14 protein-coding genes and 1 riboswitch are annotated in these 14,322 nt (G+C 70.4%); of the genes, 3 read left to right on the plus strand and 11 right to left on the minus strand.

Annotation, left to right across the window (positions count from 1 at the left end):
* Window positions 1–3 precede the first annotated feature (3 nt).
* The 5 genes from ACF1A1_RS02105 to ACF1A1_RS02125 form a co-directional block, all read right to left on the minus strand.
* Entirely contained in the window at window positions 4–1,215 is a 1,212-nt protein-coding gene (locus ACF1A1_RS02105) for a hypothetical protein (protein WP_391644466.1), read from the minus strand.
* Between the two features lie 63 nt (window positions 1,216–1,278).
* Window positions 1,279–2,295, minus strand: coding sequence for an NlpC/P60 family protein (locus tag ACF1A1_RS02110; RefSeq protein WP_391644468.1), 1,017 nt, complete (start codon window positions 2,293–2,295; stop codon window positions 1,279–1,281).
* Window positions 2,296–2,527: 232 nt separating this feature from the next.
* Entirely contained in the window at window positions 2,528–3,568 is a 1,041-nt protein-coding gene (locus tag ACF1A1_RS02115; RefSeq protein ID WP_391644470.1) for an NlpC/P60 family protein, read from the minus strand.
* A gap of 211 nt (window positions 3,569–3,779) precedes the next feature.
* On the minus strand, window positions 3,780–5,123 hold the full coding sequence (locus ACF1A1_RS02120; RefSeq protein WP_391644472.1) for an NYN domain-containing protein: 1,344 nt from the start codon (window positions 5,121–5,123) through the stop codon (window positions 3,780–3,782).
* Window positions 5,124–5,160: 37 nt separating this feature from the next.
* Entirely contained in the window at window positions 5,161–5,400 is a 240-nt protein-coding gene (locus ACF1A1_RS02125; RefSeq protein WP_055541554.1) for a hypothetical protein, read from the minus strand.
* 172 nt (window positions 5,401–5,572) lie between these two features.
* Here ACF1A1_RS02125 and ACF1A1_RS02130 point away from each other — a divergent pair, with 172 nt between their 5' ends.
* Window positions 5,573–6,307: a rhomboid family intramembrane serine protease gene (locus tag ACF1A1_RS02130; RefSeq protein WP_391644474.1), complete on the plus strand. Its 735-nt coding sequence runs from the start codon at window positions 5,573–5,575 to the stop codon at window positions 6,305–6,307.
* On the plus strand, window positions 6,304–6,585 hold the full coding sequence (locus ACF1A1_RS02135; protein ID WP_391644476.1) for an Lrp/AsnC family transcriptional regulator: 282 nt from the start codon (window positions 6,304–6,306) through the stop codon (window positions 6,583–6,585). Before ACF1A1_RS02130 ends, ACF1A1_RS02135 begins: the two co-directional genes overlap by 4 nt.
* A 34-nt stretch (window positions 6,586–6,619) precedes the next feature.
* Here ACF1A1_RS02135 and ACF1A1_RS02140 read toward each other — a convergent pair whose 3' ends face one another.
* The 6 genes from ACF1A1_RS02140 to ACF1A1_RS02165 form a co-directional block, all read right to left on the minus strand.
* Window positions 6,620–7,981 carry an aminotransferase class V-fold PLP-dependent enzyme gene (locus tag ACF1A1_RS02140; RefSeq protein WP_391644478.1) on the minus strand — a complete coding sequence of 454 codons (1,362 nt, stop codon included), beginning with the start codon at window positions 7,979–7,981 and terminating at the stop codon, window positions 6,620–6,622.
* Window positions 7,982–8,179: 198 nt separating this feature from the next.
* Window positions 8,180–8,296, minus strand: a riboswitch (SAM riboswitch).
* Between the two features lie 75 nt (window positions 8,297–8,371).
* Entirely contained in the window at window positions 8,372–9,436 is a 1,065-nt protein-coding gene (trpD, locus tag ACF1A1_RS02145; RefSeq protein ID WP_391644480.1) for an anthranilate phosphoribosyltransferase, read from the minus strand.
* A 141-nt stretch (window positions 9,437–9,577) separates the two neighbouring features.
* A complete protein-coding gene (locus ACF1A1_RS02150) occupies window positions 9,578–11,200 on the minus strand; it encodes a cytochrome bc complex cytochrome b subunit (protein ID WP_391644482.1) in 1,623 nt (540 codons plus the stop codon).
* Entirely contained in the window at window positions 11,197–12,255 is a 1,059-nt protein-coding gene (locus tag ACF1A1_RS02155; RefSeq protein WP_391644484.1) for a Rieske 2Fe-2S domain-containing protein, read from the minus strand. The genes ACF1A1_RS02150 and ACF1A1_RS02155 overlap by 4 nt, the downstream gene beginning before the upstream one ends.
* Entirely contained in the window at window positions 12,252–13,064 is an 813-nt protein-coding gene (locus ACF1A1_RS02160) for a c-type cytochrome (protein WP_391644486.1), read from the minus strand. Before ACF1A1_RS02160 ends, ACF1A1_RS02155 begins: the two co-directional genes overlap by 4 nt.
* Window positions 13,065–13,127: 63 nt before the next feature.
* A complete protein-coding gene (locus ACF1A1_RS02165; RefSeq protein ID WP_391644488.1) occupies window positions 13,128–13,748 on the minus strand; it encodes a heme-copper oxidase subunit III in 621 nt (206 codons plus the stop codon).
* Window positions 13,749–13,917: 169 nt separating this feature from the next.
* Here ACF1A1_RS02165 and ACF1A1_RS02170 point away from each other — a divergent pair, with 169 nt between their 5' ends.
* On the plus strand, window positions 13,918–14,319 hold the full coding sequence (locus tag ACF1A1_RS02170; RefSeq protein WP_391644490.1) for a hypothetical protein: 402 nt from the start codon (window positions 13,918–13,920) through the stop codon (window positions 14,317–14,319).
* Window positions 14,320–14,322: the final 3 nt, after the last annotated feature.

Here is a 14,322-nt window from a genome sequence, read left to right on the forward strand (position 1 = left end):
CGATCAGCCCAGCTGGTCGTGCAGGTACTGCCGCCACTCGGCGGTGAAGTCCGCTTCCGTCGTCCCCAGCACGCTCTCCATCGCGCCCTCGACCGCACCGTCCCGCTTCCCGTGCTCCCCGACGGCCCGGTAGAACGCCTCCAGCCGCTCCTCGCCCCACCGCTCGGCGATCATCCGGCAGGCCAGCCAGCCGCCCTCGTACGCCCGCGCCAGCCGGTTCGCGTCACCGGCGAACCCGAAGTCGCCGTCGGTGGGCAGCTCCGCGGGGACCTGCCCCTGGACGACGGCGTGCTCGAGTTCGGGGGCGGCCTGCTTGGGGGTGCGCCCGGTGCCGCGGTAACCGACCCAGTCGGCGTAGCCCTCGGACAGCCACAGCGGGGTGGCGGCGTTGGTGTGGGCGCGGGTGGCGACATGGGTGGTCTCGTGCGTGAGCACGACCTGCTGCCCGACCGGGCCGAGCATGCCGTACGCGTCCGGGTTGACGACGACCCGGTCCGCGGGCGTCCTGGCCGCACCGCCCGTCTCGCCCGTGGTGACCGCGGCGATCCCCCGGTAGGAGGAGGCGGGCGAGCCGAGCATCGCCGCCATGCCGTCCAGCGACTCCGGTACGAGCAGGACGACGTGCCGCGCCCAGTCCGTCCCCCACGCCTCGGAGACCGCCGGGACCGCGCGGTCGGCCAGGTCCGCGAAGGTCCGCAGCCGTGCGCCGCTGTGCCCGACGCCCAGGACCAGGCTGTGCGCGCCCCGGACGACGGCCACCGTGCCCCGGTCCCACAACTGCCCGCCGGCCTTCATCGCGGGCCGCTCGGAGGTCACGGTCCACCGCCCGTCCGCGGCACGGATCAGACGCACTGTGCGCCCCGCGGTCACCGGGGCCCTGTCGTAACCCTCGATGCGGTAGCTCAGCTCCGCATCGGCGGTGGCGGTGTCGCCGCTGCGGTGCACGGCGGTCACCCGGTACGACCAGGCGGCCAGCGGCACGGCCCGCAGACGGGTGTATCCGGTGCGGTCACCGGTGGCGGCGTAGGCGTCCTCGTCGTGGGCCAGCACCGCGGCGGCCCGTCGGTCGAGCACCCGCTGCACGTCGGCCCGCGCGCTGTCCGTCGCGGGCCGCCCACCGCATCCCACCAGGAGGACGAGCAGGAGCACCGGGAAGACGAGCGGCCGCCACAGCCCCACGCCCCGGGATCCGCACGCCCGCCCTCGACCAGCCATCCTCCCGATCGTACGGCGACCCGCCCGGAGCGGAACCCGGCCCGCGGTCGGTGAGGGGCCCGGTCAGGGCCGCGTCACCGTCTGCACCGGCATCATCCCGACCGGGTCGTAACGCACGGGCGCACCCGGGTAGGGGGCGTGGATGACCTGGCCGCCGCCGACGTACATGCCGACATGGCTGGCGTCGGAGTGGTAGGTGACGATGTCGCCGGGCCGCGCCTGGGAGAGCGGGACCCGGCGGCCGGCGTGCGCCTGGGCCTGCGAGGTCCGCGGAAGGCCGACGCCGGCCTGCGCGTACGACCACTGCACCAGGCCCGAACAGTCGAAGCCGGAGGGGCCGTTGGCGCCCCACATGTACGGCTTGCCGAGTGCCGAGCGGGCGGCGGCCACGGCGGCGGCCGCGCGGGGTGAGGCCGGGACGGCGTCCCCGGGGCCGAACGGGTCGGAGCGGCCGGAGCGGGAGACCCGGTCGTAGGCGGCGCGCTCCGCGGACGGCAGGGAGTTGAGCAGCCGCCGCGCCTGGGCGAGCTTCTCCTCGACGGTCCTCTTGTGCTGGGCGACGGACCTGCGGTTCTTCTCCAGCTCGCCGAGCCTGCGGGTGGCCTCGGCGTGCTCCTGGGCCAGCTCCCGCAGCGCGTCCTGAAGCCGCCTCAGCTGCCCGGCCTGATGGGTGGTGATCCGGTTGAGGACGGAGGCCTTGTCCAGGTAGTCGTCCGGGTCGTCGGAGAACAGCAGCGCCAGGGACGGGTCGAGGCCGCCGGAACGGTACTGCGCGCCGGCCCGCGCGCCGAGCTGCTCGCGCAGGTCGTTGACGCGCTCCTGCTGGCGGGCCACCCGGTCCTGGGAGTCACCGACCTGCCGGCGCAGCGTGCCGGCCTTCTCCCCGGCCTTGTTGAAGGCCTCGGTGGCCTTCTCGGCCTGCTCGTAGAGGCGGTCCACCGCGGCGCGGGTGTCGTCGTGCGGCGCGGCCGGGGCCGGTACGGCGGCGGACACGGTACCGAGGGCGGCGGCCGCGACGGACAGGGCGCACAGGGCGCTCCGGTCGAACGCGGGCGGTGCAAGGCGGCGATGGGACCCCACGGGAAGCCGCGCTCCTTCCACTGGCGGACAGAGACCGTCCCCCCGCGGCGCGAGGCCCGGGGGAAACGCGGCAGACAGTAGCCCCGCGACGGGGGGCCCACCAAAGATCTCCGTGCTCACACAACGTGACGCCCCGCCTCTCTGACGCAGGTCATGGGCGGGGCGTGGGGTCAGCGTGGGTTGTTGTGATTCGCTCGTTCGGGCGGCACGCGTCCTGATTCAGGGCGGTCCGTCAGACGCGGACGCCCCACATGAAGGGTCCGCCGATCGTGTCCATCGACTCGTAGCGGACGACGGTGCCGGTGCGCGGGGCGTGGATGATCTGGCCGTTGCCCGCGTAGAGCCCGACGTGGTGCAGGTCGTTGAAGAAGAAGACCAGGTCACCGACCTGGAGCTGGCTCGCCGAGTAGATACGGGTGCCGATGTTGGCCTGCGACTCCGAGGTGCGCGGGATGGAGACGCCGGCCTGGGCGTAGGCCCAGGAGGTCAGCCCCGAACAGTCGAAGGAGGACGGGCCGGAGGCGCCGTAGACGTACGGCGAGCCGAGCTTCGACTGGGCGGCGGAGAAGGCGGCGGCGGCCCGGCCGGAGGCGGAGCCGGTGTCGCCGAGGTCGACGCGCTCGCCGGCGTCCCGGCTGGCTCGGGCGTCGGCGGCGGCCAGCGCGGCCTTCTCCTTGGCCGTCAGCGAGTTGAGGAGCTTCTGCGCCTCGGCCAGCTTGGCCTGGACTTCCTTCTTCTTCTTGCCCAGCTCGGTCCGGGTGGAGGCGAGGTCCTTGAGCTTGCCGGAGGCCTCGGAGCGGTCCTGGGCGAGCTCGCGCTGCTTCTCCTGGATCTTCTTCAGCGCCTCGACCTGCTGGGCGCTGAGCTGGTCGGCGGTGGACGCCTTGTCCAGGTAGTCGTCCGGGTCCGACGACAGGAAGAGCTGGAGGGAGGAGTCGATGGTGCCGCTGCGGTACTGGGCGGCGGCGGCGAGGCCGATGCCGTCGCGCAGCTCGTTGAGCTCTTCCTGACCACGGGCGACGTTGTCCTGGATGGTGGAGATCTCCTTCTGGAGCTTCTCCTGCTTCTCCTTGGCCCCGTTGTACTTCTCGGTGGCCTGCTCCGCTTCTTCGTAGAGCTTGTCGACCTTGGCCTTGACCTCGTCCTTGGTGAGCTTCTCGCTCGGAGCGGCGTTGGCCGCCTGCGAGCTCAGGGCGACAGCTGCGGCAGCCGCGGTGGTCAGCACGGTCACGCGTGTCCGGCTCGGCTGCTTGGGTCGACGGTGGGACGCCACGGAGGACGAGCTCCTTCTTCTGAGTGATCACTCGTGCGGAGGTTCGATGGCAGACCCTAGTGACCATCCTGTGATCAGTTCAAATCCTCGCACCAAAAAAGTCGGTGACGCAACGCATTCTTTACGCCCAACCCACATCGAGTGAGGGGAGGTTGACGCTACGTTGCGTGACGATCCCGCCAATTCGGGCATTGAGCCTTTACGTTGACCTTCAGGTCAGTCGCTTGAGGAGCACCGCAGAAGCGACAGGTCGCGCCCCCGCCCTGGCGACCCCATCGGCCACCTCACGGTCGGTGGAGGCGACGATGACCGGCCGGCCGGGCGGCTCGGCCCGCACCAGCTGACGGATCAGCTCGTCGGCGGTGACACCCGCCTTGGAGAACAGCACCCGCACCCCGCGCGGCGGCGCGAGCAGCACCGGCGCGGCCAGTTCGGCCCCGTCGAAGACACAGGTGACCTCGGCGCCGGTCTGCGCGGCGAGCTGCGAGAGCTGCCCGAGCAGCCGCAGCCGCTGCTTCTCGAGCGGCATCTGCGGATAGCCGGTCTTGGTGACGTTGTAGCCGTCGACGACGAGATGCGCCTGCGGCAGGGCGAGCAACTGGTCCAGAATCGCTGGGTCGTTCTCGGACAGGGCCCGCGCCGCGATGTCCTTCGGGGTCATTCGTCCCGGTTCGACCGCGTCCACGGTCTCCGCCGGACGGACCGACACGGGCGGCAACGCCAGTTCGCGGCGCAGCCCCTGGGCCGCGTCCAGCACGGTGTCCAGCAGCAGCCGCACCCGCATGTCCTCGACGCTGCGCCCCTCGCGCGCCGCCCGCCGGGCGGCCTCCAGGGCGGCCTCCGCCTCCCCCAGCCGCGCCTTCAGCCGCCGCGTCTCGCTCTCGGCGGCGGACAGCTGCGCCTGCCCCTCGGCGCGTACGGCCTCCATCTCGCCCTGCGCCTTGCGCAGCGCGGCCTCACCGCGCTTGACGTCGCTGAGCGCCGAACGCAGCTTGCGGTGGAGCGATTCCGCTTCCTTCTTGGCGGCCTCCAGCTCGACCCGCAGCCGTTCGGTCTCGGCCCGGGTCTGCTCCCGGGCCTGGGAGAGCTGCTCGCGCAGCCGCTCCAGCTCCGCGCGGCTCTCCTCGTCGGCGCGCTCGGCATCGGCCCGCTGCGCCTCCTCGCCGGCCGCGGTCACCAGCTTGACCCAGCCGGTGGGCCGCAGCACGTAGGCCGCGGCCGCCACATCGAGCGGGTCCGCGGCCGGGGGCGGCGAGCCGGAGTCGAGGGCGCCGGCCAGCTCCGGCTGGACCTCTCTGAACTTCTCGCCGATGCGCTGCCGGAAGAGCGGATCCGTCTCCAGCGCGGCCGCCATCGCGTTGCCCGCGAACTTGGCCCGCCGATTGGGGGCGAACCGGGCGTACTGCCGCAACTGGGCGGGCAGTTCCCCGACGGTCAGCCCGCCGAAGCCGTCCGAGACGATCTGGACGACCCGGCGGCGCACACCGTCGGGCAGCGGACGGTCGAGCACCTCAGCGGCGCCGTCGCCCGGCCCCCCGCCTGCGCTCTCCACCATCCGTCACACCCCACTAGCTGTACGGGGCCCGCTCCCGTCAGGAGCCGGCGCCCGGCCTGTCCACGAGTTCCACCTGATCCACGGCGTTGCACCAACGGCACCGCACCGACTCGATGGTCTCACTGACCACCTCGCGCTCCTCGACCTTCGGTTCTCCGGCGAGATCGAGGTGGACGTACTCGACCACCTTCGACGAGCGCGTCACGTCGAACCGGGTGAGGTTGCCGCAGAGCGTGCAGCGCCACCGCGTCGTGGCGGTCGGCAGGGGAACCGTCATCGTGACTGTCCGCTTCCTTCTAGTGTCGGTCTTCCGGCGCCGGGGCGCGCCCAAGGGCTCCCCGGTCCATGTGGCTCGTAACCCTACGGCCTGGCGGGTAGTCGTCGCCCGTCCGTCCACGGCGGCGAGGCGGTCCGGGCGAGTGCGTCCCGTTACGTCATGCTCTGTGTTCATGATCAGCCACTGGAGCGGGACCGTGAGCAGGGTGATCCGGCGGCCGTCGGCGCCGGTGACGTACGGACTGATCGCCCTGTGCTGCCTGGTCTTCGTGATCGGCCCCGCCTCGGGCCTGAACCCGACGTACGGCACCGACGCGGAGCTGCTCGCCGCCCAGCGCGCCTATTTCCACCGGTGGGGGGTGATCCCGGCCGACTTGTTCGAGGGCTCGGCGCGCTCCGCCCTCACCCCCGCGACGGCCCTGTTCGTCCACGGCAGCTGGGTGCACCTGCTGGGCAACATGCTCTTCCTCTACGTCTTCGGGGCGATGACCGAGCACCGGATGGGCCATGTCCAGTTCACGCTCTTCCACCTCGGCTGCGGCTACCTGGCCCTGCTGGGCTACGCCGCCGCCAACGCCGATTCCGAGCAGTCCCTGGTCGGCGCCTCCGGGGCGATCTCGGCGGTCCTCGGCGCGTTCCTGTACCTGTTCCCCCGGGCGCGGGTGACCAGTCTCCTGCCGTTCCTCTTCTTCCTGCCGCTGCGCTTCCCGGCATGGGTCGTGCTGCCCTTCTGGGCGGCCCTTCAGTGGGTGGCGGCGGGGCAGGCCACGCAGCGGCCGGGGGTGGCGTACCTGGCGCACCTGGTGGGCTTCGGGCTGGGCTTCGTCTTCGCGTGGGCCCGGTTCAACGGGACGACTAGAGTGAAGCCCGCCCCAGCTCCGGCCCCCGAGGGAGAGAACCAGCCGTGATCACCGCGATCGTCCTCATCAAGACCAGCGTGGACCGGATTCCCGAGATCGCGGAGTCGATCGCCGGGCTGGAGAGTGTCAGCGAGGTCTTCTCGGTCACGGGCACGTACGACCTGATCGCCATGGTCCGGGTCAAGCGGCACGAGGACCTGGCCGAGGTCATCCCGGGGCGGATCAGCAAGATTCCGGGTGTCGAGGCCACCGACACGCACGTCGCGTTCCGTACGTACTCCCAGCACGACCTGGAGGCGGCGTTCGCGATCGGTCTGGACTCCTGACCGTCCGGACACCGCCTCCGGCGAAGAAGGTCCCTCAGACCGCCGGGACGCAGCGTCCGTCCTCCGTGCGGTACTGCCATGCGGCGCCGTCCCGCACCAGTTCCCTCACCGCGCCCACGAAACGCTCCACGTGCTCGTCGGGGGTGCCCGCGCCGAAGCTCACGCGGATGGCGTTGAGGGACTTCTCGCCGGGGGCGGCCTCCGGGGCACCGCACTCGCCCTGCGTCTGAGGGTCGCTGCCCAGCAGGGTGCGCACCAGCGGGTGGGCGCAGAAGAGGCCGTCGCGGACGCCGATGCCGTACTCGGCGGAGAGGGCGGCGGCGAAGTGGGAGCTGTTCCAGCCCTCGACGACGAAGGAGATGACGCCCACCCGGGGGGCGTCGTCGCCGAAGAGGGACAGGACGCGCACCTCGGGAACCCCGGCCAGACCCGCCCGCACCTTCTCGATCAGGTACTGCTCCCGGGCGACCAGCGTGTCGAAGCCCGCCTCCGTCAGCGCCTTGCACGCGGAGGCGATGGAGTAGGCGCCGATGACGTTTGGGGAACCCGCCTCGTGCCGGGCGGCGCTGTCGTGCCACTCCACGTCCACTCCCCCGTCCTCACGCCGCGTGACCCTGCGGCTGGCGCCGCCGCCGGCGAGGTAGGGGTCGGCCTCCCGCAGCCAGTCCGCGCGGCCGGCCAGGACGCCGGAGCCGAACGGGGCGTACAGCTTGTGCCCGGAGAAGGCGACCCAGTCGACGTCGAGGTCCCGCACCGACACCGGGTGGTGCGGGGCCAGTTGGGCCGCGTCCAGGACGATGCGGGCACCGTGGGCGTGGGCGGCGGCGGCCAGTTCGCGTACGGGCCACAGCTCGCCGGTGACGTTCGAGGCGCCGGTCACGCAGACCAGCGCCGGGCCGTACGGGTCACGGTCGGCCAGGGCCCGCTCCAGGGTCTCGACGGCCCGGCGCGGGGTGCGCGGGGCGTCGAGGTAGGTGACCCGGGCGTCCTTCCACGGCAGCAGCGAGGCGTGGTGCTCGGTCTCGAAGACGAAGACCTGGCAACCGGCGGGGAGCGCGGCGGCGAGGAGGTTCAGCGAGTCGGTGGTGGAGCGGGTGAAGACCACCTGGTCGTCGGCGCGGCAGTCCAGGAACTCGGCGACCGTCTTCCGCGCGTTCTCGAAGAGGTCCGTGGAGAGCTGCGAGAGGTAGCCGGCGCCGCGGTGGACGCTGCCGTAGTAGGGGGCGTAGGCCGCCACGTCGTCCCAGACGCGCTGGAGGGCGGGGGCGCTGGCCGCGTAGTCGAGGGCGGCGTAGGTGACCTCGCCGCCCGTGACGAGCGGGACGGTGACATCCCGGCCCAGGACGGGCAGCGGGGCACAGACGGACGGGGTGACGGCGGCGGTGGAGACGGACATGGCTGAACTCCCGTGAAGGCAGGCGGAATCACCGTGCCGGACAGCGCGTCGACGACGCGGACGCATCAACGGCACGGAGGAAAAGAGAAAAGGGGGATGCGGAGGCGGGGCTCTGCGGCCCTATCGCATTCGCTTGCTCACGGGAGGCTCCTCGACGACCAGGACCCCTGCCCTCACATCATGCGGAATCGTGCGAGGGGTCCGCGCTTGCCGTAGACCTCGCTGCCTACGGCCTGGTCTTCACCCGGGGCACCCCGCCACGGACGGAGGGTTGCCGGACAGTCGGCCGGGGCCTCATGACTGTCACTCATGACCTGGACAAGAACGTACGTGAGGTGATCGCGGTCCCGCAACTCGTGTCCGGATCCCGGGACCGCGTATCGGGCTCCGTTACGCGTTGCTGGCCGCCACCCAGCGCTCCAGCGCCCGCTTGGCCGCCCGGGAGTCGATGGACTCCGCCGCCTTGTCCATGCCGGCGCGGAGCTGCTCGGCGAGCGGTGCGCCCGTCGGGTCCAGGGCGACCAGGGCGGCCGCCGAGTTCAGCAGGACCGCGTCGCGCACCGGGCCCGTCTCGCCGTCGAGGAGGCGGCGGGCGACCTCGGCGTTGTACGACGGGTCGCCACCGCGCAGGGCCTCCACCGGCACCGGCTCGATGCCGACGTCCCGCGGGTCGAAGGTCTCCTCGGTGACCTTGCCGTCGCGGACGACCCAGACGTGGGAGGTGGACGTCGTCGTCAGCTCGTCTAGGCCGTCGTCGCCGCGGAACACCAGCGAGGAGTTGCCGCGCTCGGCGAAGACGCCCGCGATGATCGGGGCCATGCGCGGGTCCGCGACCCCGACCGCCTGGGCCCGTACCTTGGCCGGGTTGGTCAGCGGGCCGAGGGCGTTGAACACCGTCCGGATGCCCAACTGGCCGCGGGCGGCGCCCGCGTGACGCAGCGCCGGGTGGAACTTGATGGCGAAGCAGAAGGTGATGCCGGCCTCCTCGGCGACCTCGGCCACCCGCCGCGGAGTCAGGTCCAGGTTGACGCCGAGCTTCTCCAGGACGTCGGAGGAGCCCGACGCCGACGAGGCCGCGCGGTTGCCGTGCTTGACGACCTTGGCGCCCGTGCCCGCCACCACGAGCGCCGACATCGTGGAGATGTTCACCGTCTTCGCGCCGTCGCCGCCGGTGCCGACGATGTCGACCGTGCGGCCCGACACCTCGATCACGTTCGCGTGCTCGTACATGGTCCGCACGAGCCCGTTGATCTCCTCGACGGTCTCGCCCTTGGCGCGCAGGGCGACCACGAACCCGGCGATCTGCGCGTCGGTGGCCTCGCCCCGCATGATCCGGTCCATCGCCCAGGCCGTCGCGTCGGCGCTCTGGTCGCGGCCGTACAGCAGGGCGTTCAGCACCTCGGGCCAGGAACGGCCCGCCGCGGTGTCGCCTCCAGCGGGGGTCACAGCGCTCATAAGCCGCTCCTGGGTCAGTCCGGTCCCGCTCTACGGGACACGCGTCTCAACGGGTCCACCCTATCCAGCCACGGGGCACGGCGAAGGGCCCCGTCCGAACACCGGACGGGGCCCTTCGTCGGTTGCGTGGCGACGCAGTGATCAGTGGTGGCCGTGGCCGCTCGTGATCTCCCTGTACTCCTCGACGGTCGGCTTGGCGATCTGGCTCTCCTCGCCGTAGTACGCCTCGCTCAGCTTGGCGCGGACCTTCTCGGAGCGCTTCACCTTCCGCTCGACGCCGTTCTCGTCGACCGTGGGGCCGATCTCGGCCGGCGCGTACTGCTCGTGCGCGGTCAGCGTGTAGAGCGCCTCCTGGCTGAGCGGCTCGTGGACCTCGATGTACTCACCGTGCGGCAGGCGCTTGATGGTGCCGGTCTCGCGACCGTGCAGCACCTTGTCCTTGTCGCGGCGCTGGAGGCCGAGGCAGATCCGCTTGGTGATGACGAAGGCCAGGACCGGTCCGGCGAAGAAGCCGATCCGGACGAACCAGGTGACCGCGTTGATCGACAGGTGGAAGTGGGTGGCGACGATGTCGTTGCCACCGCCGATCAGCATGATCATGTAGCCGGTGACCCAGGCGACACCGAAGGCCGTACGGGTCGGGGCGTTGCGCGGCCGGTCCAGGATGTGGTGCTCGCGCTTGTCGCCGGTGATCCACGACTCGATGAACGGGTAGAGCGCGATCACACCGAGGAAGACACCGAAGAGCACCAGCGGGACGAACACGCCCAGGACCAGCGTGTGGCCCCAGAAGTTGATCTCCCAGCCCGGCATGGCGCGGATCAGACCCTCGGCGAAGCCCATGTACCAGTCGGGCTGGGCGCCGGTGGACACCTGGTCCGGGCGGTAGGGGCCCAGCACCCAGATCGGGTTGATGGACGCGAATCCGGCGATGGCCGCGATGGCACCGAAGACCAGGAAGAAGAAGCCTCCGGCCTTGGCCATGTAGACCGGCAGCAGCGGCATGCCGACGACGTTCTTGTTGGTGCGGCCGGGACCCGCGAACTGGGTGTGCTTGTGGTAGAAGACCAGGATCAGGTGGCCGACCACCAGACCGAGCATGATGCCCGGCAGCAGCAGGATGTGGATCGAGTAGAACCGCGCGACGAAGTCGCCGCCCGGGAACTCCCCGCCGAACAGGAACATCGAGATGTACGTGCCGACGATCGGCACGGACAGGATCGCGCCCTGCGTGAAGCGGACACCGGTGCCGGAGAGCAGGTCGTCCGGGAGCGAGTAGCCGGTGAAACCGGTGAACATGCCCAGGACGAACAGCAGGAAGCCGAACAGCCAGTTGATCTCACGCGGCTTGCGGAACGCGCCCGTGAAGAAGACGCGCATCATGTGCACGAACATGCCGGCGAGGAAGATCACCGCGGCCCAGTGGTGGATCTGCCGGATGAGCAGACCACCGCGCACATCGAAGGAGATGTGCATGGTCGAGTTGAACGCCTCGGACATCAGCTGGCCCTGCAACGGGACGTAGCTGCCGTGGTACTCCACCTCGTTCATCGACGGGTGGAAGAACAGCGTCAGGTACACACCCGTGAGGATGATGATGATGAAGCTGTAGAGGCAGATCTCACCCAGCATGAAGGACCAGTGGTCCGGGAAGATCTTGCGCATGTTGGCCTTGGCCAGGGAGTAGATCCCCAGCCGGCCGTCGGCCCAGTCGGCCACCCGCTCGCCCGCGGGTGCCTTGCGGCGGTCGTCGTTGTTACTCATCCGCGCTCCCAGAAGGCAGGACCGACGGGCTCTTCGAAGTCGCCAAGCGCCTCAAGGTAGCCCTCGTCGTTCACGCCGATGCGCAGCTGCGGCAGGGCGTGACCGGCCGGGCCGAAGATCACTCGGGCACCGTCGGACAGGTCGAAGGTGGACTGGTGGCAGGGGCACAGCACGTGGTGCGTCTGCTGCTCGTACAGCGAGATCGGGCAACCGACGTGGGTGCAGATCTTCGAGTACGCCACGATGCCCTCGTGCGACCACTCGAGCTCGCGCTTGTCCTTGATGTTCTCCGGCTGGATCCGGACGATCATCAGGGCGGCCTTGGCGATCTCGGTCTGGAAGTTGTGGTCGTGCTCCTCCAGGTCCTCCGGCTTGGCGAAGGTGAGGGAGCCGACCGCGACGTCCGAGGGACGCAGCGGCTCGTTGGTGTTCATGTTCACGAGCAGCTTGCCCTTGGCCCACAGCGTGTGGCGCAGCTTGTCCTCGGGCAACGGGCCGAGGTCGCGCAGCAGCACGACACCGGAGAGCGGGAAGAGGGCCAGCGCACCGAACATCGTGTTGCGGAGCAGCTTGCGGCGGCCCAGCGCGGACTCCGTGGCACCCTGCCGGAAGTCGGCCATCACCTTGGCCTTGACCTCGGGCGTGGCCTCGATCGCGTGCCGCTCGTCGGCGATCTCCACGTCGGACATCAGCGTGCGGGCCCAGTGGACCGCGGCCGCGCCGATGGCGAAGAGGGAGACGCCCAGCGTCAGGCCGAGCGCGAAGTTCAGCGCGTTGATGTGCCCGAGCGGGAAGATGAAGACCGACTTGTCATGCGGGATCGCCACGTACGCGACGATGAAGCCGACGGTGGCCAGCATCGACAGCGTGAACAGGAAGGCGACCGCACGCTCGGACCGCTTGGCGGCCCGCTCGTCGATGTCCTGCGTCCGGTGCTCGTGGGGCGGCAGCCCGGGGTCGGCGAACGGGTTCTTCTCGTCCGCGACGGACACCGCACCGTGCGCGTGCTCCTGCTCAGCCGGCAGGTTCTCTTCTGGAATGTCTTGGCTACTCATGACTTCTTGGCCTTTGCGGTCCGGGCGGCGACCCACACGGCGACGGCAATCAGTCCGCCGAGACCGAAGATCCAGCCGAACAGACCCTCGCTGACCGGCCCGAGGCCGCCCAGCTCGAGACCGCCGGGGCTCACCGTCTCATCGCCGTTGACCGCGTTCAGGTACGCGATGATGTCCTTCTTGTTCTGCTCCGACAGCGTGGTGTCGGGGAAGGAGGGCATGTTCTGCGGGCCGGTCTGCATGGCCTCGTAGATGTGCTTCGGGTCCACGCCCTCGAGGGACGGCGCGTACTTGCCCCTGGTCAGGGCGCCGCCCTTGCCGGTGAAATTGTGGCACTGCGCGCAGTTGGTGCGGAAGAGGTCACCGCCCTTGGCGATGTCCGCGCCCTCCGGACCGTACTGGGCCTCGGTCGGAACGGACGGGCCGGCGCCGAGCGAGGCGATGTACGCGGCGAGCTGGTCGATCTGGGCCTGCGTGTAGATGACCTTCTTCTTCGGCACCTGGGCGCCCTGGGAGGTCGCCGCGGGCATACGGCCGGTGCCGACCTGGAAGTCGACGGCCGCGGCGCCCACGCCCACGAGGCTCGGACCGTCGGAGGTGCCCTGACCGCCGGTGCCGTGGCAGCTGGCGCAGCCTACGGCGTAGAGCTTCTTGCCCTCGTCGATGGCCAGGGACTGGGCGGTTTCATCTGCCTGCGCCTTGCTCGCGGGCGCGAACGTGGCGTACAGCCCCCCGGTGCATGCCAGCGCGAGGAGTAGGACGACGAGCGCCGCCATCGGATGGCGTCGTCGTGCGGAGAGCTTTTTCACGGATTACCCCGGTGTCAGGATTTTCTGCGTCGATGCTTCTGGGATGTGCGGGAGCGGGCCCGGCTACTTGATCATGTAGATCGTGGCGAAGAGGCCGATCCAGACGACATCGACGAAGTGCCAGTAGTAGGACACGACGATCGCGGCGGTCGCCTGCTCGTGGGTGAACCTCCTGGCCGCGTAGGTGCGCCCGAGGACCAGCAGGAAGGCGATGAGGCCGCCCGTCACGTGCAGGCCGTGGAAGCCGGTGGTCAGGTAGAAGACCGAGCCGTACGGGTCGGACGAGAGCGAGAGGCCCTCGTGCTTGACCAGCTCGGTGTACTCGTACACCTGACCGCCGATGAAGATCGCGCCCATGATGAAGGTGACGATGAACCAGCCCCGGAGCTTCTTCACGTCACCGCGCTCGGCGGCGAAGACGCCGAGCTGGCAGGTGAGGGAGGAGAGCACCAGGATCGTGGTGTTGGCCGCCGAGAACGGGAAGTTCAGCGCGGACGCCATTTCCTTCCAGTGATCGGGACCCGTCACCGATCGCAGGGTGAAGTACATCGCGAAGAGGGCCGCGAAGAACATCAGCTCGGAACTCAGCCAGATGATGGTTCCGACGCTGGTGAGGTTCGGCCGATTGACCGACGGGTGCGCGTGCCCGGTTTCTACTGTCGTTGCTGTCGCCACGACCGACATTATGTCGGTCGCTTATCTCGCCCTCACTACGGGGGGTCCTGTTCGGAGTGTTCGTACCGTGTGTAGTGCCCGTATGGCCCATCGCAGCCGTGTGCCGACAGCTGTCGAGGGGGTGTCCGGGGGAGTAGCATCCGCCCCATCGGTATCCGAGCAATGACGCGGAGGAACGATGCAGGCGACCGCCAAGGTGCTGGTCTACAGCGATGACGCCACCACCCGCGAGCAGGTGCGGCTGGCCTCCGGCCGGCGGCCGGCTCCGGACGCGCCCCTGGTCGAGTTCGTGGAGTGCGCGACGCCTCCGGCGGTGCTGCGGGAGCTGGACGAGGGCGGCGTCGACGTCGTCGTCCTGGACGGCGAGGCCGTGCCCATGGGCGGTATGGGGCTGTGCCGGCAGATCAAGGACGAGGTGTTCCAGTGCCCGCCGGTGCTGCTGCTCATCGGGCGGCCCCAGGACGCGTGGCTGGCGACCTGGAGTCGGGCCGACGCGGCGGTGGCGCTCCCTGTGGAGCCGGTGGAGTTCGCGGAGGCGCTGGCCTCCCTGCTGCGGGGGAAAAGCGCTCTGAGCGCCTAGGAA

Source organism: Streptomyces sp. NPDC014995 (assembly GCF_043080745.1).
Classification (GTDB): Bacteria; Actinomycetota; Actinomycetes; order Streptomycetales; family Streptomycetaceae; genus Streptomyces.